This is a genomic window from Pediococcus inopinatus, assembly GCF_002982135.1.
In the GTDB taxonomy this organism is placed as follows: domain Bacteria; phylum Bacillota; class Bacilli; order Lactobacillales; family Lactobacillaceae; genus Pediococcus; species Pediococcus inopinatus.
In genome coordinates this window covers 351,851-371,987 of sequence record NZ_CP019981.1, presented here as the reverse complement: position 1 = coordinate 371,987, position 20,137 = coordinate 351,851, and the positions used below count along the sequence as shown (strand labels likewise).

General features: G+C 39.9%; 22 protein-coding genes. 10 read left to right on the top strand and 12 right to left on the bottom strand.

The window, feature by feature from the left end:
* Positions 1-15: 15 nt before the first annotated feature.
* From arsA to PI20285_RS01800, 3 genes are all read right to left on the bottom strand, one after another.
* Positions 16-1,746, bottom strand: coding sequence for an arsenical pump-driving ATPase (gene arsA / locus PI20285_RS01810; RefSeq protein WP_057773510.1), 1,731 nt, complete (start codon positions 1,744-1,746; stop codon positions 16-18).
* An 80-nt stretch (positions 1,747-1,826) separates the two neighbouring features.
* A complete protein-coding gene (gene arsD / locus PI20285_RS01805) occupies positions 1,827-2,186 on the bottom strand; it encodes an arsenite efflux transporter metallochaperone ArsD (protein WP_010579435.1) in 360 nt (119 codons plus the stop codon).
* Entirely contained in the window at positions 2,173-2,532 is a 360-nt protein-coding gene (locus tag PI20285_RS01800) for an ArsR/SmtB family transcription factor (RefSeq protein WP_010579436.1), read from the bottom strand. The genes arsD and PI20285_RS01800 overlap by 14 nt, the downstream gene beginning before the upstream one ends.
* 488 nt (positions 2,533-3,020) lie before the next feature.
* On the opposite strand from PI20285_RS01800, the gene PI20285_RS01795 reads away from it, so the two are divergent.
* Both PI20285_RS01795 and PI20285_RS01790 read left to right on the top strand, forming a co-directional pair.
* A complete protein-coding gene (locus PI20285_RS01795) occupies positions 3,021-3,272 on the top strand; it encodes a DUF3173 domain-containing protein (protein ID WP_057773508.1) in 252 nt (83 codons plus the stop codon).
* On the top strand, positions 3,269-4,492 hold the full coding sequence (locus PI20285_RS01790) for a site-specific integrase (protein WP_057773506.1): 1,224 nt from the start codon (positions 3,269-3,271) through the stop codon (positions 4,490-4,492). Before PI20285_RS01795 ends, PI20285_RS01790 begins: the two co-directional genes overlap by 4 nt.
* A 35-nt stretch (positions 4,493-4,527) precedes the next feature.
* On the opposite strand, the gene guaA is transcribed toward PI20285_RS01790, so the two are convergent.
* The 3 genes from guaA to helD form a co-directional block, all read right to left on the bottom strand.
* A complete protein-coding gene (gene guaA, locus PI20285_RS01785) occupies positions 4,528-6,081 on the bottom strand; it encodes a glutamine-hydrolyzing GMP synthase (RefSeq protein WP_057773504.1) in 1,554 nt (517 codons plus the stop codon).
* Positions 6,082-6,218: 137 nt separating this feature from the next.
* Positions 6,219-7,145 carry a type I pantothenate kinase gene (gene coaA, locus PI20285_RS01780; protein WP_057773502.1) on the bottom strand — a complete coding sequence of 309 codons (927 nt, stop codon included), beginning with the start codon at positions 7,143-7,145 and terminating at the stop codon, positions 6,219-6,221.
* A gap of 19 nt (positions 7,146-7,164) precedes the next feature.
* Positions 7,165-9,459, bottom strand: a complete 2,295-nt coding sequence (gene helD / locus PI20285_RS01775) for an RNA polymerase recycling motor HelD (protein ID WP_057773500.1) — start codon at positions 9,457-9,459, stop codon at positions 7,165-7,167.
* Between the two features lie 244 nt (positions 9,460-9,703).
* Here helD and PI20285_RS01770 point away from each other — a divergent pair, with 244 nt between their 5' ends.
* From PI20285_RS01770 to PI20285_RS01760, 3 genes are all read left to right on the top strand, one after another.
* Positions 9,704-11,560 carry a cation:proton antiporter family protein gene (locus PI20285_RS01770; RefSeq protein WP_057773498.1) on the top strand — a complete coding sequence of 619 codons (1,857 nt, stop codon included), beginning with the start codon at positions 9,704-9,706 and terminating at the stop codon, positions 11,558-11,560.
* Between the two features lie 187 nt (positions 11,561-11,747).
* Entirely contained in the window at positions 11,748-12,413 is a 666-nt protein-coding gene (locus PI20285_RS01765) for a histidine phosphatase family protein (RefSeq protein ID WP_057773496.1), read from the top strand.
* 20 nt (positions 12,414-12,433) lie between these two features.
* Positions 12,434-14,068, top strand: coding sequence for an APC family permease (locus PI20285_RS01760; protein WP_057773494.1), 1,635 nt, complete (start codon positions 12,434-12,436; stop codon positions 14,066-14,068).
* A 117-nt stretch (positions 14,069-14,185) separates the two neighbouring features.
* Here PI20285_RS01760 and PI20285_RS01755 read toward each other — a convergent pair whose 3' ends face one another.
* On the bottom strand, positions 14,186-14,554 hold the full coding sequence (locus tag PI20285_RS01755; RefSeq protein WP_057773492.1) for a MerR family transcriptional regulator: 369 nt from the start codon (positions 14,552-14,554) through the stop codon (positions 14,186-14,188).
* A 131-nt stretch (positions 14,555-14,685) separates the two neighbouring features.
* Here PI20285_RS01755 and PI20285_RS12035 point away from each other — a divergent pair, with 131 nt between their 5' ends.
* From PI20285_RS12035 to PI20285_RS01735, 5 genes are read left to right on the top strand one after another with little or no spacing between them, the layout of a single operon-like run.
* Entirely contained in the window at positions 14,686-14,877 is a 192-nt protein-coding gene (locus PI20285_RS12035) for a hypothetical protein (RefSeq protein ID WP_338107466.1), read from the top strand.
* Positions 14,878-14,905: 28 nt separating this feature from the next.
* On the top strand, positions 14,906-15,385 hold the full coding sequence (locus PI20285_RS01750) for an amidohydrolase family protein (RefSeq protein WP_323707580.1): 480 nt from the start codon (positions 14,906-14,908) through the stop codon (positions 15,383-15,385).
* Between the two features lie 4 nt (positions 15,386-15,389).
* A complete protein-coding gene (locus PI20285_RS01745; protein WP_057773488.1) occupies positions 15,390-15,605 on the top strand; it encodes a hypothetical protein in 216 nt (71 codons plus the stop codon).
* A gap of 23 nt (positions 15,606-15,628) precedes the next feature.
* Complete coding sequence (locus PI20285_RS01740; protein WP_057773486.1) at positions 15,629-15,844, top strand: hypothetical protein; 216 nt, start codon at positions 15,629-15,631, stop codon at positions 15,842-15,844.
* The gene (locus tag PI20285_RS01735; protein WP_057773484.1) at positions 15,841-16,419 is read left to right on the top strand and encodes a histidine phosphatase family protein; all 579 of its coding nucleotides are present in this window, start codon (positions 15,841-15,843) and stop codon (positions 16,417-16,419) included. Before PI20285_RS01740 ends, PI20285_RS01735 begins: the two co-directional genes overlap by 4 nt.
* Before the next feature lie 13 nt (positions 16,420-16,432).
* Here the strand turns inward: PI20285_RS01735 and PI20285_RS11780 are convergent, their stop codons facing one another.
* The 5 genes from PI20285_RS11780 to PI20285_RS01715 all read right to left on the bottom strand — a co-directional run bounded on the left by PI20285_RS11780 (position 16,433) and on the right by PI20285_RS01715 (position 20,102).
* The gene (locus PI20285_RS11780) at positions 16,433-16,633 is read right to left on the bottom strand and encodes a hypothetical protein (protein WP_057773482.1); all 201 of its coding nucleotides are present in this window, start codon (positions 16,631-16,633) and stop codon (positions 16,433-16,435) included.
* Between the two features lie 41 nt (positions 16,634-16,674).
* The gene (locus tag PI20285_RS11775) at positions 16,675-17,001 is read right to left on the bottom strand and encodes a TMEM175 family protein (RefSeq protein ID WP_057773481.1); all 327 of its coding nucleotides are present in this window, start codon (positions 16,999-17,001) and stop codon (positions 16,675-16,677) included.
* A gap of 152 nt (positions 17,002-17,153) precedes the next feature.
* The gene (locus PI20285_RS01725) at positions 17,154-18,194 is read right to left on the bottom strand and encodes a zinc-dependent alcohol dehydrogenase family protein (protein WP_057773479.1); all 1,041 of its coding nucleotides are present in this window, start codon (positions 18,192-18,194) and stop codon (positions 17,154-17,156) included.
* A gap of 469 nt (positions 18,195-18,663) precedes the next feature.
* The gene (locus PI20285_RS01720) at positions 18,664-19,641 is read right to left on the bottom strand and encodes an amidohydrolase family protein (RefSeq protein ID WP_236698828.1); all 978 of its coding nucleotides are present in this window, start codon (positions 19,639-19,641) and stop codon (positions 18,664-18,666) included.
* A gap of 8 nt (positions 19,642-19,649) precedes the next feature.
* Positions 19,650-20,102 carry a MarR family winged helix-turn-helix transcriptional regulator gene (locus PI20285_RS01715; RefSeq protein WP_057773475.1) on the bottom strand — a complete coding sequence of 151 codons (453 nt, stop codon included), beginning with the start codon at positions 20,100-20,102 and terminating at the stop codon, positions 19,650-19,652.
* Positions 20,103-20,137: the final 35 nt, after the last annotated feature.

Genomic DNA, 20,137 nt, shown 5'->3' with positions numbered 1-20,137 from the left:
CAAATTTTAATAACGCTAAATCGTTAATAACGCCTGCTCAAAATCTGGTTGCCATTGTTCAACTGCAAAATGACCATTGGAAATCTGCTTAACCTTTTCGATCCATTCAACTTCATTTTGCGCCCGGGCCTGCAAACAAGGATGCGTTGTTTCCGTTGCCAGCATACTTTGATTGACCAACCACCAGGTGTGCGCAATTTGGGCCCGATCTAGATCATCATTCAAGCGCATCGACTCATAAACTGGCGTTGTTTCCGGTAAAGTCACCATTACAATTTCAGTCTGCGCTGGATCTTGTAGCCGCGGTAACAGATCAACGATTGCTTGAGGCACATCACCGGCAGTGCGTTTGACTTCTTTGGCATAGCTTTGAGTCGAATCCAGTAGCAGTAGCGTATGGCCGGTTGGCGCCGTATCGATGACTACAACATCACTATCATTTTGGGCGACAATGTTAGCAAAAGCGCGGAAAACGGCAATTTCTTGCGTACATGGTGAGCGTAGATCCTCAGCCACATAGTCAACATCGGCCGATTTCATGGTTTGACGCGCCGTCGTCAGCACTTCATTTTGATAGTCCTTAAGTACCTGCTGTTCATCAATATGACTGATGGTGATTGCAGGATCATCTGTGTTAAAGAAATCAAGATGATCAGCCGGATCAGTGGTGGCTAAATGAACGGTTTTATGCTGGGCCACCAGCTTTTTAGTGATCTGCACGGCCACCGTAGTTTTACCTACGCCGCCTTTACCCATGGTGAAAATAATTTTTTTGTTAGTCTTAATTAAATCAGCAACAATGGTATCTAAATTAGGATAGTGATTGGTAATTGCCGGATAAGTTGCTAAACTTGGTTGTTCCGGTTGTAAAACTAATCTCAACTTATCTAGGCCAGTAACATTGTACGCTCGTAACGGTACTTCTGCTTGGGGCAACGCCTGTAATGTTGCTGGCATCTGTTGCAAATCAGTCTGCTGCTGCTCAAAAATAGCATGGGAAGCACGATCAGTCGGTGTTTTCAACGTTCCATTAATAATTAATTGTTGATTTTGCATGCCAATATCAGCTAATTCTTGGGCTGCCCGCGCCGCTTCCAGTAATGATGCTTTTTGGGGACGCGTGACTAACATTAAGGTGGTCAATTCGCCATTACTTAAAGTAGCCACAGCCTTGGCGTAAATTGCTTTTTTGTCGCCCATCCCGGCTAGTTGGCCTAAGCATGAAGCCCCACGATCATTTTCCGCCAAGTAATTATTCCAAGCTGAGGGCAATTGCAGCATACGCAACGCATGACCAGTCGGCGCTGTATCAAAAATAATATAATCAAAGCGCTGATCGACAGCGGGATCAGTTAAAAATTTAGCGAATTCATTAAACGATGCGATCTCGACCGTACATGAACCAGACAACTGTTCCTCCATATTTTTGACTGCTGCATCCGGTAACACGCCGCGGTAAGGACCAACGACGCTTTCCCGATATTCACCGGCAGCAGTCACCGGATCAAAGTTAGCGGCAAATAGACCGGGCACACCGGTGATTGCCTTGGGTTTATTGGTCAAATCAGTATCAAATACATCCTGTAAATTACTAGCTGGATCAGTGGAGACCAGCATCACTTGCTGACCGCTATCAGCTAGATTGAGGGCGGTGGCACTAGCCGTTGTGGTCTTACCGACGCCCCCTTTACCAGTGAAAAATAAATAATGAGTTAAATTAGCATTTTGTGGTTGATATTCGCGCATATATATTCTCCTAACATAGATAATCATCTATATATAATTTAAAAGAAACGGCTGTGCCATTTCTTGCTTCAACCAAAAAATTAGCAGCAGCCACTTCCACCACAACAGCCGCTTGATTGATCAGCCGGCACGAAAACTAAACCAGTATATTCCGATAACTCATCAATTGTTGGGTAAGCGCCGGTTTTAACAATTTTGCCGTCGACAACAGTGATCGGCAATGTTGCATCGGCATCATCCTTGATTGCAGCTAGAATATCGGCCCGCTGACTAAAGACATCTGGATTATTGCTAAGATTATACCGGTCGGCTTCAACGCTGGAAACACCTTGTAACGCGTCAAACGCTGAAGTGATCATTAATAGATCTTCATTGACCGCTGGCCCACAAACCCCGGTAGAACAGCACATCGCTGGTTCAAATAATTCAACTTTTTTCATTAGTGATAACAACCTTTCTGGAATGACTTGTCTGCTGATCTATGCAATCGTCACCATGACAAACGCATTCTTCATTGCTGGCTAAAAGTAGTTCAGTCCCTTGCCTAAATTTAGCCGTAAATTCAGCCTGCAATGTATAATGCTGCCACTTACCCTCTTTACGTGCCGTGACGATCCCAGCATTTTGTAAAACTTTCATGTGGTGCGATAACGTTGGTTGTGAAAAATCAAAATGTTCTAAAATATCACAGGCACAAAGCGAACCGCAGGAAAGTAAATCAATGATTTTGAGACGATTAGGGTCAGCCATTGCTTTTAGCATTAGCACATAATTTTGATAATCCATTGACGTTCTCCCCTCACAAATATAGACACGTATCTATATCTACAATATAGACCTATATCTATGTAAACGTCAAGCATTATTTCAGCTAATCTTTTTTCGATTAGTTTGCTTTTTGGGTTTCATTTTCTATTTTTATCTGTATGTATATAGTGAGCAGGCAATAACACCTGTGAGTCCTTTGAAAACTGAATATTGCTACCCAAACTTTCTAACTTTACTTGAACTGTTGATCAGCGGACGCCATGACCAGGAATACGAGCGCCACCCACTCTTCGATTACGACCTTTAACTAATGATCGTACAAGTTAAGTTAATAATGATACTTCCGCGAGGCTCCCACGTAAGCAGGAGAGGTGCAATTCCTATGTCCGTTAGTGACGGAACTGGGTAGCAAATTTTCCGACACAATTGAGCTGCACTTATTCCTCAATCCTGTTAATATGGAAGCTAAGGTATACGGTCTAGCTTCCAACGAAAGGAGGCTAATCATGGTTCACGTTGTCACTATGACTAAACATGAACTTGTGGCTTTAGGATATGGGCCTTGGGCTTCCAAAGACATTATCAGACGTGCAAAACTGTTAATGGTCAAGAAAGGTTGTCCCTATTACAAGTCACAGAAGCTAGGCCGCGTTCCAGTAACTGCGGTTGAAGAAGTATTAGGTCTTACACTTAATACTCGAACTCTTTCAGAGTTAGCTAAAATCGGTGCATCTGCGTCAGAGGAGCAATCACAATGACAAAGACAACCGAAGTAATAAAAAAAGCAGCAGGTGGTACCTATTATTTCCGTGCTAATATTGGCGTAGATGAACAAACCGGTAAACGAGTCCAAAAGCGCCGTAGCGGATTTAAAACAATGCGTGAGGCAAAAACTGCTTATCGTGATTTAATGGCAAATGGAGTTAAAGAAGATTCAACTAATCAGATCACCTTTGGCGACTTCTGTCAGCAATTCTTTATTCCTTGGTATGAAGGTCATGTCAAAAAGGCTACTTTTGACAGTCGCGTTAGCGTCTTTCGAAAGCAATTCAAAGGATTTAACAAGTATTTCATTAACAAAATTACGCCGGTGGATATACAGAAATGGCAAATCACGATGAAGAGTCAAGTAAGTAATTCATACACCCGCCTAGTTCAATGCTTGTTATCTTTGGTTTTTGATCGTGCAATTGTACTAGGATTCTGTGAAGAGAATCCAACAAAAATTGTTGGCAATTTAAAGAAGGAAAAGAAGAAGATTGATTTCTGGACTAAAACCGAGTTCGAGAAAGTCATTTCCTTAATGGATCTTAATGACTACTATCAACGTTTCAATTTCACCACAATTTGGCTTCTGTTTATGACCGGTGCCCGCATCGGTGAAGCAACCGCCCTTCAGTGGGAAGACATTGATTTTGAAGCCGGTACAATGCGTATCAACAAAACACTTTATTATTTAAATGCGTTTAACTATGAATTTACTTCACCTAAAACTCGCGCCAGTGTTCGGACAGTTCCGTTAGACAAAAAGACACTTGAATATCTCTCCGAGTGGAAAGAGATTCAAGCGTCTGAAGTTAAAACAGATTTTGTGCTTTCTTACAATGGTGTACCAACTACTCGCGGATCACTGTCCAAAGTAATCAGCGTTTATTCTAAGACCGCGAATGTTCATCGAATTCGTGTCCACGCGCTTCGACATTCTCATGCTTCCTTGTTAATTAGTATTGGGGAAAACCCATTAATTATTAAGGAACGTTTGGGACATGAAGACATTCAAACAACTTTAGGAACTTATGGACATCTATATCCAAACAGTAACTTTGAAACAGCACGACACCTTAATGGTCTAGTTGATTTCACGCCAGCAGATCATCAGGCCGTTACCCCCACTCGTAATCAGTTTACGGGTAAGAAACACATTACTGGTGCCATTTCGGTGCCAGCAACGGGAAATACAGAAGAAAAGAGTCAATAAACGCCGGTATAACGGTATTTATATCTTAGCTTCGCCTATTCCCATTCAACCGTTGCTGGTGGCTTGCTCGTAATATCGAGCACGATTCGATTAACATGATCGACTTCGTTTACAATCCGCACCGAAATCTTCTGCAACACATCCCATGGAATGCGGGCAAAGTCAGCTGTCATCCCATCGACTGAATTAACGGCCCGGATACCAACTGTGTAATCATATGTGCGCCCGTCACCCATCACACCAACGCTCTTGATGCCTGGTAAAACGGTAAAGTACTGCCAGATATCACGATCTAATCCGGCTTTTTTAATTTCATCACGCAAAATCCAATCACTATCGCGCACAATATTTAATTTATCTTCAGAAAGTTCACCAAGCACACGAATCCCCAAACCAGGACCCGGGAATGGTTGCCGCCAAACTAAATCGGAAGGCATTCCTAGTTTCTCACCTAAATCACGTGCCTCATCCTTAAATAAAGTCCGTAATGGTTCGATCAATGTGAAATGCATATCTTTTGGCAATCCACCAACGTTATGATGCGATTTAATTGTTTGTGCCGTATCGGTTCCACTTTCAATCACATCTGTATATAGCGTTCCTTGGGCCAAAAAGTCAATCCCATCAAGCTTTTGAGCTTCATCATTAAAGACTTGGATAAACTCATTGCCAATGATCTTTCGTTTCTTTTCAGGATCAGAAACACCAACTAATTTGTCCATGAACCGTTTTTGGGCATCAACCTTTACAACGTTTAGGCCAAACTTACCTTCAAGACTATCCATTACTTGGGCAGCTTCACCTTTACGTAACAGACCGTGGTCTACAAAAATGCTGGTTAATTGATTGCCAATGGCTTTATGCAAAAGCACCCCAACCACACTAGAATCAACCCCGCCAGAAAGTCCGAGTAATACTTTACGATCGCCGACTTCTTCACGAATTTTCTTGATTTGTAAGTCAATAAAGTCATCCATTGACCAGTTTGCGCGTGCTTCACAGACATCAAACGCGAAGTGCTTCAAAATTTCATTTCCATACTGAGTATTACGTACCTCGGCGTGGAATTGAATCCCGTAGAATTTCCGCTTTGGATCTTCAATGGAAGCAATTGGGCAATTCTTGCTGGTTGCAACAGCCGTGAAACCTTCTGGTACTTCCTTGACTAAGTCACCATGGCTCATCCAAACAGTTTGATGACTTGGTAATCCTTTAAACAAAGGTGTTTGCGCGTCTGTAACATCAATATCAGCGTGTCCGTATTCACGGTTATCAGCTGGTTCGACTTTGCCGCCCAAGTTATAAGACATCAACTGCATCCCATAACAAATTCCTAAAATTGGAATCCCCAAGTTATAAATTTCAGGATCAACCCGAAAAGCGTCATCATCATAAACACTATTGGGGCCACCAGAAAACACGATTCCCTTCGGATTGATTTTACGAATTTCATCTGCTGAAATCTTGTGTGACATCAATTCCGAATAAACGCCAAATTCGCGAATTCTTCGTGTGATTAGTTGGTTATACTGACTACCAAAGTCCAAAACAATGATTTTATCAAATTGCGATAAATCTACATTAGCCAAGCCTTTCACCTCATTAATATTAGTTTAAGTAACAAAAACATTCTGGTTCAATTCTATCTATTATAAAGCTTAAAGTAAAGCCAGTTTGAAACATGTTTGTTTCAAACTGGCTTATTTAACAAAAGATTCCTTTGCGTCTAGTACTTTCTAAGATAAACCATATCCATCGCATGGTGCTCTACCTTATGCAAAATCACATTGGCGCGAGATCGGGTTGGTAAAATAAATTCATTTAAGTTAGGTAAATCAACCGTTTCCCAGACCCTTTTGGCTTCCGCAAAGGCTTTTTCACGCGGCCATTGGGCATATTCATAATAGTAGTCATCTGGATTGTGAAAAGCCGTATCTAACAAAATTCCGAATCGTTCCAGAAACCATTTCTCAATTAATTCCGGATTAGCATCCACATAAACAGACCAATCAAAGAAATCGCTGATATAAATATTTTGATTAGAAGGCAATTGTAAAACATTAATCCCTTCAACAATCAGAATATCCGGATTATTAATCGACTCATATTGATCTGGCACAATGTCATAGCTTTGATGTGAATAAAGGGGCACTTGAATCTTTTCCTGGCCATTTTTTACTGAGCCCATAAAACTCAAAAGACTCGCCATATCATAGCTTTCCGGGAATCCCTTTCGATCTAGAATCCCACGTTTCTCTAATTCAGTATTTGAATATAAGAACCCATCTGTTGTAATTAATTGCGATTTTAAATCTGGAAAGAAATTCGTCAGTAACACTTGTAACAACCGGGCGGTGGTACTTTTTCCAACCGCCACACTCCCAGAAATACCAATCACAAATGGCACTCGTTTTTCTGGCAAACTTAAAAAGTCAGTCTTAGTTGCCTGCCACTCCTGAAAACTGCGGAATTTCTTAATCAGTAAATGGACTAACGGCACATAAATATCCTGCACATCCTGTAATGAAATGCGGTCATTTAAAGACTTAATGGCTTTTAATTGCTGACCAGACAATGGTAACTTAGCTTCTGGTGCAAGCTTTTTCCAATCATCTTTAAAAAAGCGATAGTAACTGCGATCTTCTTCTACCATTTCACTTCTCCACTAAAATTTAATCCAAGTCGTACAAATTGGAATCAATTCGATCGAACAATCGTGACATCTTTTCAGTCGCCACAATTGTTAAACGGTGCATTGCACGTGAACAAATCGTGTACAATAATTGGCGTTCATCTTCGTCATGATACGTTGCATCTGAAGCATCCCAGACAATTACTGCATCAAACTCAAGTCCTTTAGCCAAGTATGAAGGCACGACCACCACTCCGTCGGCCAAGCGCTGATTTTCTGTCTTGATTAAGGTAACTTTTTCACCTTGTTTGCGTAAACCATCGGTAATCTTTTGACACTCGGCAACGGATTTCCCAATGATGGCAGTAGATTCGCCGTCTTTTTCATTTTTCGCCATTTGTGCTTGGACCCGTTTGACAGCTAAATCAAAACTTGCCTTCACACTAACAACGGGCAAATCTCCCTCGCGCTGAAAGGCTTCAATCGCTTCACCATTTTTCAAGATTTCTTTAGTGAAATCTGTAATTTGTTGCGTGGAACGGTAAGATTTTTCAAGTTGGATCACACGCGTTTTTTCTTTGTCAAACATGGTGGATAACTCCGCCAATAGTGTTGAAGTACTTTCATTACTGTAAATTGATTGGTTCAAATCACCCAATAAAGTGAACTTAGCCCGTGGATAGTTGTACTTTAAGTAAGCTAGCTGAAAGGCCGTGTAATCTTGAATTTCATCAATAAACACATAACGCATATCACGTTCGCCTTTTTTACCGACGATTAAATCATAAAGGTAGAGATATGCAGACGTATTATTTAGTGAAATCGTGTGCTTCTTAAAGTTAGCAACCGTCTCATCCACATAAGTTTGCCAATCGGCCGCTGTTAAACCGGCTTTTTCCAAATTAACCAGGTGCGGAACGCTCTTTAAAAAGTGTACATACTGAGAATTAATATTTAGAAAACGGTTATGCACAATGGCATTGCGAACGGGTTGCAGCGCTTGGATAACCAATTTACGAGCTAAGAATTTGAATTCCTTATCACTATCATCAAATTCTTTTGGTTCACCACCATATAGTTTCTCAAGATCTTCATGGTTTAACGACTGAACAGCCTCTTCAGCCCACTTTGAACGAACCTCGCTACCAATATGTTGATTTAGCGACTTTAATAAAGCTTCCTTGGTTGCATCTAAGCGATTGCCCAAGTGATAATTTTCGTTGTACCCGTAATAAATATCTTGAATCTTTTGTTGATCCGCAAATGGTTTATCATGAAACATCAAATTACGGAACTTCATATCCGCTGATCCAAGGTGTTCCGCATATTTCGTAACGGCATTAAAGTAAACCAAACTATTCTCTAAACGTCTAATTTTCTTGGAAACAGAATCAGTCCGTCCTTCAAATCGTTGCTGCAGGGTCTCTACTTCCATATTAGGGATTCGGCGTTTCGTAAATTGATAATACGTCATCTGAACCATATTATGCTCGCCCAGTTCAGGCAAAACTTGATCCACGTAATCGTTAAAAATTTGGTTTGGTGAAAACATAATGACTTGGCTCGCCGTTAAATTTCCTCGATAGCGATACAACAGATAAGCCACCCGTTGTAAAATTGCAGCCGTTTTACCAGAACCCGCTGCCCCTTGTACAAACAGAAGATCGGAATGCGTGTCTCGAATAATTTGGTTTTGTTCTTTTTGAATGGTCGAAACAATGCTCTTCATCTTGGTATCAGAAGAGTTACCAAGCGCTTTAAGCAGCATCTGATCCCCAATCGTTTCATTGGTATCAAATACTGTCACAATTTTGCCGTCTTCAATAGTAAATTGACGTTTTAATTTTACATCCACTTCTTGGGTGCCATCCGGCGTTTCGTAAGAAACATTTCCTAATTCACCATCGTAATAAACACTCGAGATTGGTGCACGCCAGTCATAAATCAAGAAATGATCTGGATTATCAGAAAACGAACCGAGTCCAATGTAGATCGTTTCATCCTTTTTTTCACCAGCTTCGTGAAAATCAATGCGCGCAAAATAAGGCCGCTTTTCAAGACGCTTCAAGACGTCTAATTGTTGACTTGCATGTCGCCAACTATTTTGACGCTCAGATAATAACTGTTGTTGCTGACGGACCGAAATTGCAGTGTCCATCATGCCTGTATACGAGCTCGTATTTATACGAACTTCATTGACAAAGTTTTTATCAATCGCTTTAGAGTCTGTTTCTGCAGTTTTGGCATCTTTGTCAGCCTTCTTAATTGCCTCTTGAACCTTAGCAATTACACCGTCAAGATGTGTCTGTTCATACTTTTGAATTGAATCTGTCATGAAACCCCTCCAAATTGCTTGTTGTGACGATAAGTGACACAAAAAAATGGAAACTTCATGCGCGCATGTTTGCCGCAAAAAATTCTAATAAATTAAGTAAATATGATACCACTCTTTTAGCTACAACTCAAAGATTGTCCTTCCTATAGTATAAGCGAATTTTCATTCATAGGAAAAATTGTTTATAAAAATTACTTGTGCTATTCTAATTCCATAATTATGATGATGCGGGAGGAAACCTATTATGAATCAATTGTCGTTACTCATTATGCTATTTGCGGCCTTAATTACACCCATGCTAATGGCTCATTTTAAAATCACTTTTTTACCAACCGCGGTTGTTGAAATCATCCTCGGCATCATTCTTGGCCCCAGTTTGTTAAACGTTGTTCACACGACCGGAATTTTAGAACAGCTTTCCGACATTGGTGTCATCATTTTATTATTTCTAAGTGGCATGGAAATTAACTTTGATTTGTTTAAAAAATCATCTCCAGAGCTTTCACCACTCGCCAAAAAGAACGCGGCTCAAGTTTCAAAATGGTCCCCGGTTCTATTGGCGTGTCTCGCTTACTTAACGATTATCGTCATTTCTTTAGGATTGGCCGGAATTTTTAAATGGGCCAACCTTTTTTCCGATTTCTGGTTAGCTGCCATTTTGTTTGCGACAATCTCGCTGGGTATCGTAATTGCGACGCTAAAAGAAAACGAACTCCTGAGTAAAGCTTTCGGGCAAACAGTGCTTCTGATCGCGGTTTTAGGTGAAGTTGTCCCGATGTTAGGCTTAACTATCTATGCCTCGGTTTTTGGTAATAGCAGTAAAAGTCTCTGGCTACTCTTGCTTATTATTGTAGTGGCGATTTTCTTATTGCATCGGTTTAAACTATTCTTTAACTTTTTTGAACAGATCAATAAATCGACCACCCAGCTAGATATTCGCCTAGCCTTTTTCCTAATTGTAGCCATGGTTACTGTGGCCTCTTCAGTAGGTGCAGAAAATATTTTAGGCGCCTTTATTGCCGGAATTATTCTCAAACTTTTGCGACCTAGTGAAAGCACTAAGGATAAACTAGATTCGATTGGCTACGGCTTTTTCATCCCCATCTTTTTTATGATGAGTGGCATTGGCTTAAATCTTCGGACCTTATTAAGTGATCCGCAAGCCTTAACCTTAATTCCGTTGTTCTTTCTCGCCTATATCATTGCCAAACTAGCAGTATATCCAATTTTAAAATTACGATTTAAAAATATGAATGCCATTGCCGGAACGAGTTTATCAGCCGCCACCATTACAATGGTTGTCGCAATTCTCCAGGTCGCAAAGAACATGCACACCATTAATAGTCACCAATCTGGCGCGTTCTTGTTGGCTGCCGTCCTAACTTGCATTGTGTCACCGTTAATTTTTAGCAAGTTTTACAAACCCGAACCAGAAGATCTCAATAAACAAATTGTCCATTTCATCGGCGCAAATATTTTTACTGTTCCAGTCGCCCAGCAACTCACACAAGGTTGGTACGATATTCAAATGTATACGGATAACGAAAAGAACTTTCGTACCTACAACAGTGAAGTCAAAGCTAACCTATTAGCTAATCTAAATTCTGATGAGCTCATTAACCAAGGCGTATTTGATACTGATATTTTAGTTGTGGGGCATTTTCGCGCAGAGGAAAATTATGAATTAGCAAAAGCTGCTAAAGCTTATGGTGTGCGGCGGGTACTTGTCCGTTTTGAGGATCGGAACATCTTAAATGAGCATGAAAAAGAATTACAAGATCTAGGAATTGAAATCTACAATACCCCAGAGGTCAACATTGCCATGTTACGTGGCCTAATTGAAACTCCATCCACATTGCTGCTCTTAAGGGACACGAAAAACACTATTTTTGAAGTACAAGTCCGCAATCGGAAATACACTGGCATTGAAATTAAGAATTTACCATTTGTTCAAAAAATCACCATCAGTCAAATCTTTCGCAATCGCCATCTCATTCGTCCAGTCGGGTCTACCCAATTAGAACTAAACGATCGACTTATTTTTACTGGTAACAAAGAAGATACTGAAGAAATTCGTCACGAACTAGGAAAAATGAATTAATGCACCAAAAATAGGAAAATCATCGGATGATATCTGATGATTTTCTTATTTTTTGTAAGCGATGCCTTATAAGCTATCACACCGATTGGACTTAAATCGGTCTAATTAGCATCTAAAAAAGGCTACAACTACAGTCATAGCCTGTGATACAATAACTTTCGGACATTAAACAGAAAGGAGCATTGATATGAAAACATTTGAAGTTTATTTTGTACGTCACGGTCAAACTTTTTTCAACCGTTACAATCGGATGCAAGGCTGGTCAGACTCACCTTTAACTGAGCAAGGTTGGCATGATGCTAAAGTTGCTGGTCAACGATTAGCAAATATCCCCTTCACTGCGGCCTACTCAAGTGATACCACGCGTGCGTTTAATACAGCTAACACCATCGCTCATAGCAATAAATCTCCGGGCCTCGCTGTAAAACAATTAGCAGAGTTTCGAGAAGAATTCTATGGTTATTTTGAAGGTGCTGATTCTGCACAAACCTGGTTCCAAGTCTTACAACCGATCAGTTCTGTACGGACTTTTCACGAGTTTTTGATTGATCACGATATAAGTGAATCAAAAAATGCCGTTAAGGCTGCTGATCCTTTCCATGAAGCTGAAGACCACCATGATTTTTGGCAACGCTTGGATAAGGGCTTTGATTACTTGATCGACCACAGTCAAGATCAGGATAAAATTCTCGTTGTTTCTCATGGGACAACGATTCGCAGTATTGTGGGCCGCTATGCCCCGGACATGGATATTACCACCAGTCCTAGCAACGGCAGCATCACAAAATTAACCATTCAGGATTCTCAAATTTCTGTTAATTATTTCAATCGAACAGACGAAACAATTAATTAAAATTAGGAGAATTTAAAAAAATGAAAAACTCACCCTTAGATGCCAACAAACACTACATAAGTTGGCCAGTCGTTGCCCTGATGGACTTTGTAACAGTTATCGGGTTTGATGATTTAATTTACAACTTCCATAACCAAGGTTTAGCGATTGTCACAACTTGGATCCTTATGCTGCTCCTCTTTGTTTGGCCTTATGAAATGATGGTTGGCCAGTTAGGTTCCACTTTTCAAAACGAAGGTGGCGGTTTATCGTCATGGATTCGTTCCACAAACGGCGACTTAGCTGGCTACATGGTTGCCTTCCTGTATTGGATTGCCGGGCTTCCTTACGTAGTCGACGTCGCCAATTCCGTAGTTGTCTCTATCAGCTGGCTAGTAAAAGGAAACGGCGATCTCAATAAATACATGTCGACATTTATGTTTGCCGTTTTCACAGCCATTATCTTCCTTGGATTCATTTGGTTCCAGCATTTATTTAAAAACAAGTCTTTGGAAATTATGAGTACCATCGGTGGCGCCGCAATGTTTATCATGACCATCTTGTTTGTTGTCATGACAGTGGCCGCTTTGATGCATGGTCGTCACATTGAAACCCAACCGTTTAATTTAAAAGCGTTCATTCCAAAAATCGATGGTCATTTCTTATCCACTTTTGGTTTGTTAATCTTTGCCATTAACGGAGCCGAATTGGCTGGTCCTTACGTTAAACAAATGAAACATGGCAATCGTGATTTTCCTAAAGCCATGATGATGCTTTTGATTATGACTGGATTTTTAACTGTCTTTGGTTCATTCTCATTAGGGGTGTTCTTTAACGCCCATCATTTGCCTTATGATTTGAAGATGAACGGTTCCTACTACGCCTTTCAAGCGCTTGGTAAGCAATTCGGCATGGGCAATATCCTGATGTACATCTTTGCCGTTGCCCAATTTGTTTACATGTGTGCCCAATTGGCTGTCATTTTGGATGCTAGCACCCGAATCTTCATTTCAAATGTTTCTAAAAAATACTTGCCCAAGAAGCTTACTAAATTAAATAATGATGGTTTGCCAATCAATGGTTACTGGTTAACAACCGCCATCGTTTCTCTGGTATTGTTCTTAAGCAATTGGCTCCCAAGTATCAATGACATGTTCAATTGGCTGTTAAATATCAACGGAATTGTGTCACCATTTGTCACAAGTTTTGTATTCTACGCATTCATGCGTATTCGTGCTAAAAGTAAGGAATATCCTTCAGAATACAAATTCATTAAAAGTGACCGTTTTGCTTGGTTAGTAGGGCTTTGGTGCTTATTGATAACCTTGATTTTCTCAGTCATGGGAATTCGACCAACCGATGCTACTCCAGGAACGGTGTTATATACAAAGGAATTAACACTAAATATTGTTATTCCGATTATCTTCATCGCCCTTTCTGCCGTTTTACCTTACATGGCAAAAATTGGTCGTGAGCATCTCACCAAACAAGCTTGGTTATCAACGCCTTTAGCTTTGGTTGTGTTTGTAGTTATCGGCTTCTTCCTCACCCCTTGGTTACACGGTGCAGGGATTGCCACAATGATTCTTAGTTGGGCTTTAAACGTCATTTTATTTATGATTGTTTACCAGATTGTCTTTAAACTAATTACGCGAAATCATTCTACACAAAATTAAAATAACCGTTACCGACGAAAAAAGCTCAAGTCCTGTGAATACATGGACTTGGGCTTTTTCGATTGCATTTAGTGATTTTTTAAATGTTTTCCATAAACATTCACTTTCAAAAAAATCCTACTTTACATACACATTTTCATCAATTAGTAGTTTCACATCGTCAATCTTTCCTTCCAAATGTTGCATAGATTGCCGTAGCTGCTGCATTTTCTGTTTGGATTGTGCCAATTGATTCTCTAAAACAGTTAGACGTTCAGTCAACGTTTGATCACCTTTTTGAAACATCTCAATAAAATGCCTGATTTGTCCCAGCGTCATGTCACATTCTTTGACACATAAAATAAATTCGATTCGTTGTAAATCGGACTCTTCAAAATACCGAATCCCATTCACCCGTTTAATCGGACCCAACAAGCCATTTCGCTCATAGTAACGAAGCGTGGCTGTCGATAGATTATATTTTTTGGCTACACCATCAATTTTCATTATCCACACACTCCTTGACTTGAAGTATACTTCAAGTAGTAATATTTACAATAGATAAAACTGGAGGCAAAAAAATAAACACAATCATTGATGTTTTCGCTCACGTTCTTCCACCACATTTTAAAAATCAGATGCTGCAAATCGCGCCAAACGCATTAGAACAAAATAAGTGGATGGAAAATCCCCTACTTTCTGATCTTGAACAACGAAAAAAAGGCCTTCTTGCTCACCATCAAGAAATTCTTTCGATCATTAATTTAAATCCTGAAGATTTTACAGATGCGGCTCAGGCAGCAAAACTGTGTCGTCAGGCCAATCACTGATCCGCTATATGCGCCAATTTTTGAAAAGATGGCTCAGATTAATAAACCAATTTGGTTGCATCCCGTTTTTGATACTCAAAAAAAAGATAATAATATAACTTTTAGCTGGGAATACGAATTAACATTGCCCATGAACCAAATTGTGAACCAAAATTACTTTACCCGTTTCCCCGAGCTAAAAATTATTGTCCACCATGCTGGAGCAATGGTTCCTTATTTCTCTGAACGCATCCGCCATATTCAAGGCGAAAAAAACTATCAAGATTTTAAAAAGTTTTATGTAGATACCGCACTTCTGGTTAATTCTGAGGCCTTACAGTTAGCCATTAATTTCTTTGGTATTAAGCATGTTTTATTTGGAACCGATACCCCGCTGGGAATTCCGCCAATCGGGCCCACCAAAGTTATTCAAGAAGCGATTGAAAAGATCAATCTGACTAAAATAGAAAGACAACAAATATTTTTTAATAATTGGAAAAGTTTACTCAACCAGTCATCGGAGGAATAAATCCATGCCCAATACAAATATTAATTTATTCAAAACAGATCCAGAATTTTCTAAATTAGTGCAACCTTTATTAACTGATATTGATCAAAAAACAGCTCAGCATTTAAAAAGTGATCGCACATTGATTCCGTTAATTGCTATGCTTGTTCAAGGCACTACCGACTTAATCGAATTCCAAACGCAACAAGCACTTGACCTGTTCAACCGGAAAAGATTTTAGAAATCGTCTACCAGCTAACTCCTGTGATTGGAATCCCCAAAGTTGCCACCGCCCTGTCAATAATAAACGGTGTTTTTCAACAAAAAAGCCTCTCCTTTACTCAAAAAAAGGAGAGGCAATCAGCCGATTTTGGTGCAACCGTTCAGCTATTACCCTATATTGGTTTTCCTTTTGTTATCAATAGTGTTCAAAAAATTCATACAGCTGCACTTACTTTGTCAGGAGATGGTTCAAAATGAAAACTTTATATCTTGTTCGTCATGGAGAAACTTTATTTAATATTGAACATAAAATTCAAGGCTGGTGTGATTCTCCGCTAACTAAAAAAGGAGTTGACCAAGCGCAAAACCTAGGAAAATTCTTCGCCAAAATTCCACTGGATCATGCTTATAGTTCAACTTCTGAGCGGTGCACTGACACAATTGAGTTAATTTTACAAAATCGTTTACCTTATCAACGGGTAAAAGCTCTCAAGGAACAAAATTACGGTGTTTTTGAAGGTGAAAGCGAGCGTCTGAGTCCCAAGGCCCCCAAAGATTTTGAAACTTTTTTCTTGCCTTATGGTGGTGAATCTTCTAATACCGTTGGTAAACGGATGTTGGAATGTTTGACAAAGATTATGTCTAAACCCGGTAATCAACAAGTCTTGGCAGTCTCTCATAGTGGCGCCTGTTTTAATTTTTTGCGCATGTTACAGGACCCTACGGAAGAACTCGAAAAAGGTTTTTCAAATGGCACCATTTTCGTTTATCACTTTGACCAGTCCACTTTTAAGTTAGCAAAAGTCATTCGTGATTTTAACCCAGAAACCTAACCTTCCTTATTTTTTAATTATCTGACTTAGCAAAGAGCCTTTCAATATCTCGATACGGAATTATCCAAAATAAAGTGGCCACAAAACAGCCGATAATTCCGGCTTGGGCCCAGAAAAATGTTAAGAACATGACCACAAGGACCCCGAAGAAAGTATAGACGTCTTTGTAACCTAAAAATCGCCCCAGCTTCGGATTGGCATGTGTTAACGTCATCCTTAAAATATTCCACGCCACATTGTATAACAAGTACAAGATCAATAGAGAGTTTCAGCAAAATGTGAATACCAATTTTTGTCGACTGTCGCCGTCACAAATGGAAATAGCGAAAGCCAAAATAAGAGATTCATATTTGCCCATAGAACACTTCCGTCAATCTTTTTTGCCGCCTGCAACATATGATGATGGTTATTCCATGTGACTGCCAAAATGAAAAATGAAAATATATAAGATAAAAATTCTGTCCTAATATGCCATAAACCATGCCAAGATAAATCAGTCAATGGTCCTAATTCCAATACCAAAACAGTCATAATAATTGCGATAACTGCATCAGTAAAAGCTTCAAGTCGACTTTTAGACATCACAACACCTTCTATCTTTATTGACTATCAATTTAAAACCAATTCTATAACGTTTCTTTAAAATACGCGAAAATTATGTTTCTCTCTGGCAATTAATCAAAATTTTAGGCCGCAAAAAAATCATCCCTATTCAATTAGGAATGATTTTTTATTTAACCTTCGCTGATCACCAACAAAGACTTAATGGCTGTTCGCTTGTCCATTGCTTCATAAGCATCTTCAATATGATCCAGGTCAAAGCGCTTTGTGAATACCTTTCCTGGGTTAATCTTGTTATTTAAGACTGCATCCAACAAAATTTCTTTGTCATACGTTGTCACAGCCGCAATTCCGCCACGCAACCCAATATTGCGGAAGAAAAGGTTATTAGTATTCATTTCGGCTTTTTGAGGAATACCCACTCGGCCAACAACGGCACCGGGACGGCCAACTTTAACGGCCGTATCTACAGATTGTTCCATTCCGACACACTCAAGCACCGCATCAGCACCAGTACCAGTTAATTCCATCACGTGTTTAACAGCTTCATCACCACGCTCAGGTACAATATCAGTAGCACCGAACTCAAGAGCCAATTTTTGTCGGTCTTCATGGCGACTCATGGCAATAATGCGTTTTGCACCGCGTAATTTAGCAGCGATCACACCACATAACCCAACGGCACCATCACCCATAACCACCACTGTGTCGCCTTTTTTAACCTCAGCAGTTGCAGCTGCATGATAACCAGTAGCCATAACGTCCGATAAGGTCAACAACGAGTTTAGCTGTTCATCTGAATAATCTTTAGGTTGTCCAGGAATCTTAACTAATCCCCAGTTAGCGTTTGTATAGCGTAAATATTCTGCTTGATAACCGCCTCTAGTCCCAGATACTGGATTCAAACAATCGCCATCAAAACCAGCTAAACAAGCAGCACAGTGTCCACAACCATGTGTAAATGGCGCAACCACGAAGTCTCCCACTTTGATATCAGTGACTTCGGAGCCAACCTCTTCCACAACGCCAATCGCTTCATGCCCTACCGTGACGTTTGTGTCTCGCTTTGAAATGCCACGATACCACCATAAGTCAGAACCGCACACACAGGCTCTGACAATTTTGATGAGCGCATCGCTTGGTTTTTCGATTTGTGGTTTTTCAACCTCATGAGCTTCCATTTTTCCTGGTTCCATAAATACTGCTGCTTTCAAAAAAACATCTCCTAAAAAAGTTTTTTATTGCTATGCTTAATATTATACAAGTTTATCATAAATCTTAAAGTCCGCATTATGGCATATGTTTCAAGTTTTAGTAGGTAGTGCCGCTAATTAGATTTTATCTGCTTTTAGTTCCGTTCCGGCGCTGATGTGGGGCCGTGTGGGTCGCTTGCGAGCTAACTTCTGCCTTTTACAGGCCAGAAGTGGATCTCTCCAGTCTCCCATGTCTCTAAGCGATAAATCGCCAAGTGACATCGACACACTCTCTCATCAACGCCTCCACTACACCTAATTAGAAGATTAACGGTCTTCTCGTGTTTTGAAAAGGCTTTTTTAATTTTCCTACTAAAACTTTACACTAACCATTATGGCAAGCAATTTCAAAAAATTCCGACCAATCAAAAATAAACATTACAGCAACTCTCTTAACTGAAAGTTAATTTGTAATGTCTATTTTTAGATTTTATAGTTTAAATAATTTTTCGGCCGTCCCATGGGCAAATTGCTCACGTTGGTCATCCGTCAAATCAGCTTTGGTAATAAATTCATTGACTTGTTCTTTTCGTTCAATGTATGGATAATCCTCTGAATACATTAAATGAACGGCGCCCATTTCCGTGAGTACCATTTGCATTTGCGGATTAGTGAACATCCCAGATGGTGTGACGTAGACATTTCGTTTGTAGTAGTACCCAAAAGAATGTGGTAAATCTAGCCCAGAGAATGGTAAAAATTCTGATAATCGTTCAAGGAACATTGGCACGAATTCACCCCAATGCCCCGAAACTAATTTAAGATTAGGATACTTTTCCATCAAACCAGAAACAATCAACCGAACCATTTGGATTCCTTGTTCCATATGCCAGCCCCAGGCAGCGCCGCCCATAAACGTAGCTAAGGCTGGTGAATAAGCTTTACTATCATACAAAATTTTCTTTTGCTCATCTCTAATAACGCCAGGATGTAAATACAATGGTACATCTAATTTTTCGGCCATCGCAAAAATCGGTTCAAATTTAGGAGCGTCTAAAAATTGGCCATCAATCGTACCACTAATGATGCCACCCTTTAAGCCAAGTGTTTTAACAGCTCTTTCAAGTTCTTTAGCGGCCTCTTCAGGTTTATTGACTGGTAATGTTGCTAACCCGGCCAAACGATCTGAACGGGTAGAAACCGCCTCTGTCAATGTGTCATTTTGCGCACGAGAAGCATCGACAATCAACTCATCAGGTAAAACTTGCGGCGAGTTACCAGCATCAGAAATCACTTGCATATCGATGCCATATTTATCCATATACTCAATCCGTTTGTCGAAATTAGTCAAAGTCTTTCCAAGAATTTCTTGGCGCGGATTGTTATTCTTCACTTTTGAGTATTCATTAAACTGCTTAATATTAGCTGGTGTATCGAAATGTTCTTCAACGGTAATAATTTTCATCATAGTTCTCCTTATTTTTTGTTTGGCTCTTCATGCAGCCGACTCATGGTCTGTAACGCATCAACAAAAGCTTTTTGATTAAAGCTGGAACCTTGTGCTTCAATCCCCTTCACCAATTCTGCTTCTTCTGTATCAAGAATCTGCAGAATTTGTGGATAAATCGTTGTTCCTTTTTCAGTCAAAGTAAGTTGGTATGCTCGTTTATCATCAGGATTTTGATGCCGTTTCACAAAGCCTTGAACAATTAATTGCTTAATCGCTCGCGTCACATTACTTTGATCAATAAACTCAGTCTCCCCCAACGCCTTTTGCGTGAGGCCAGGGTTATCGTGAATTTTTAGAATGTAAAAATACTGACTGACACTCATGCCAATTGTGGCTAATCGCTGATCAAGATGTAGGCTAACCTGTCGACTAGCAATAATTAACCACTTATGAATTGAATTTTCACGTGCTCCTTGCAAATCCTCATCTCCTGTCTGTTATTATTTGGACAAAC

Excerpts from the sequence above, each read along its gene's own strand:
- PI20285_RS01790 (WP_057773506.1), top strand. The coding sequence starts at position 3,269 with ATGACAAAGACAACCGAAGTAATAAAAAAAGCAGCAGGTGGTACCTAT.
- coaA (WP_057773502.1), bottom strand. The coding sequence starts at position 7,145 with ATGGTAGAAGAAGATCGCAGTTACTATCGCTTTTTTAAAGATGATTGG.
- PI20285_RS01800 (WP_010579436.1), bottom strand. The coding sequence starts at position 2,532 with ATGGATTATCAAAATTATGTGCTAATGCTAAAAGCAATGGCTGACCCT.
- PI20285_RS01765 (WP_057773496.1), top strand. The coding sequence starts at position 11,748 with ATGAAAACATTTGAAGTTTATTTTGTACGTCACGGTCAAACTTTTTTC.
- arsD (WP_010579435.1), bottom strand. The coding sequence starts at position 2,186 with ATGAAAAAAGTTGAATTATTTGAACCAGCGATGTGCTGTTCTACCGGG.
- PI20285_RS01770 (WP_057773498.1), top strand. The coding sequence starts at position 9,704 with ATGAATCAATTGTCGTTACTCATTATGCTATTTGCGGCCTTAATTACA.
- PI20285_RS11780 (WP_057773482.1), bottom strand. The coding sequence starts at position 16,633 with ATGACGTTAACACATGCCAATCCGAAGCTGGGGCGATTTTTAGGTTAC.
- PI20285_RS01720 (WP_236698828.1), bottom strand. The coding sequence starts at position 19,641 with ATGATGAAAATTATTACCGTTGAAGAACATTTCGATACACCAGCTAAT.
- PI20285_RS01745 (WP_057773488.1), top strand. The coding sequence starts at position 15,390 with ATGCCCAATACAAATATTAATTTATTCAAAACAGATCCAGAATTTTCT.
- PI20285_RS01795 (WP_057773508.1), top strand. The coding sequence starts at position 3,021 with ATGGTTCACGTTGTCACTATGACTAAACATGAACTTGTGGCTTTAGGA.
- PI20285_RS01750 (WP_323707580.1), top strand. The coding sequence starts at position 14,906 with ATGGCTCAGATTAATAAACCAATTTGGTTGCATCCCGTTTTTGATACT.
- helD (WP_057773500.1), bottom strand. The coding sequence starts at position 9,459 with ATGACAGATTCAATTCAAAAGTATGAACAGACACATCTTGACGGTGTA.
- PI20285_RS01755 (WP_057773492.1), bottom strand. The coding sequence starts at position 14,554 with ATGAAAATTGATGGTGTAGCCAAAAAATATAATCTATCGACAGCCACG.
- PI20285_RS01735 (WP_057773484.1), top strand. The coding sequence starts at position 15,841 with ATGAAAACTTTATATCTTGTTCGTCATGGAGAAACTTTATTTAATATT.
- PI20285_RS11775 (WP_057773481.1), bottom strand. The coding sequence starts at position 17,001 with ATGTCTAAAAGTCGACTTGAAGCTTTTACTGATGCAGTTATCGCAATT.
- PI20285_RS12035 (WP_338107466.1), top strand. The coding sequence starts at position 14,686 with ATGCTGCAAATCGCGCCAAACGCATTAGAACAAAATAAGTGGATGGAA.
- PI20285_RS01760 (WP_057773494.1), top strand. The coding sequence starts at position 12,434 with ATGAAAAACTCACCCTTAGATGCCAACAAACACTACATAAGTTGGCCA.
- arsA (WP_057773510.1), bottom strand. The coding sequence starts at position 1,746 with ATGCGCGAATATCAACCACAAAATGCTAATTTAACTCATTATTTATTT.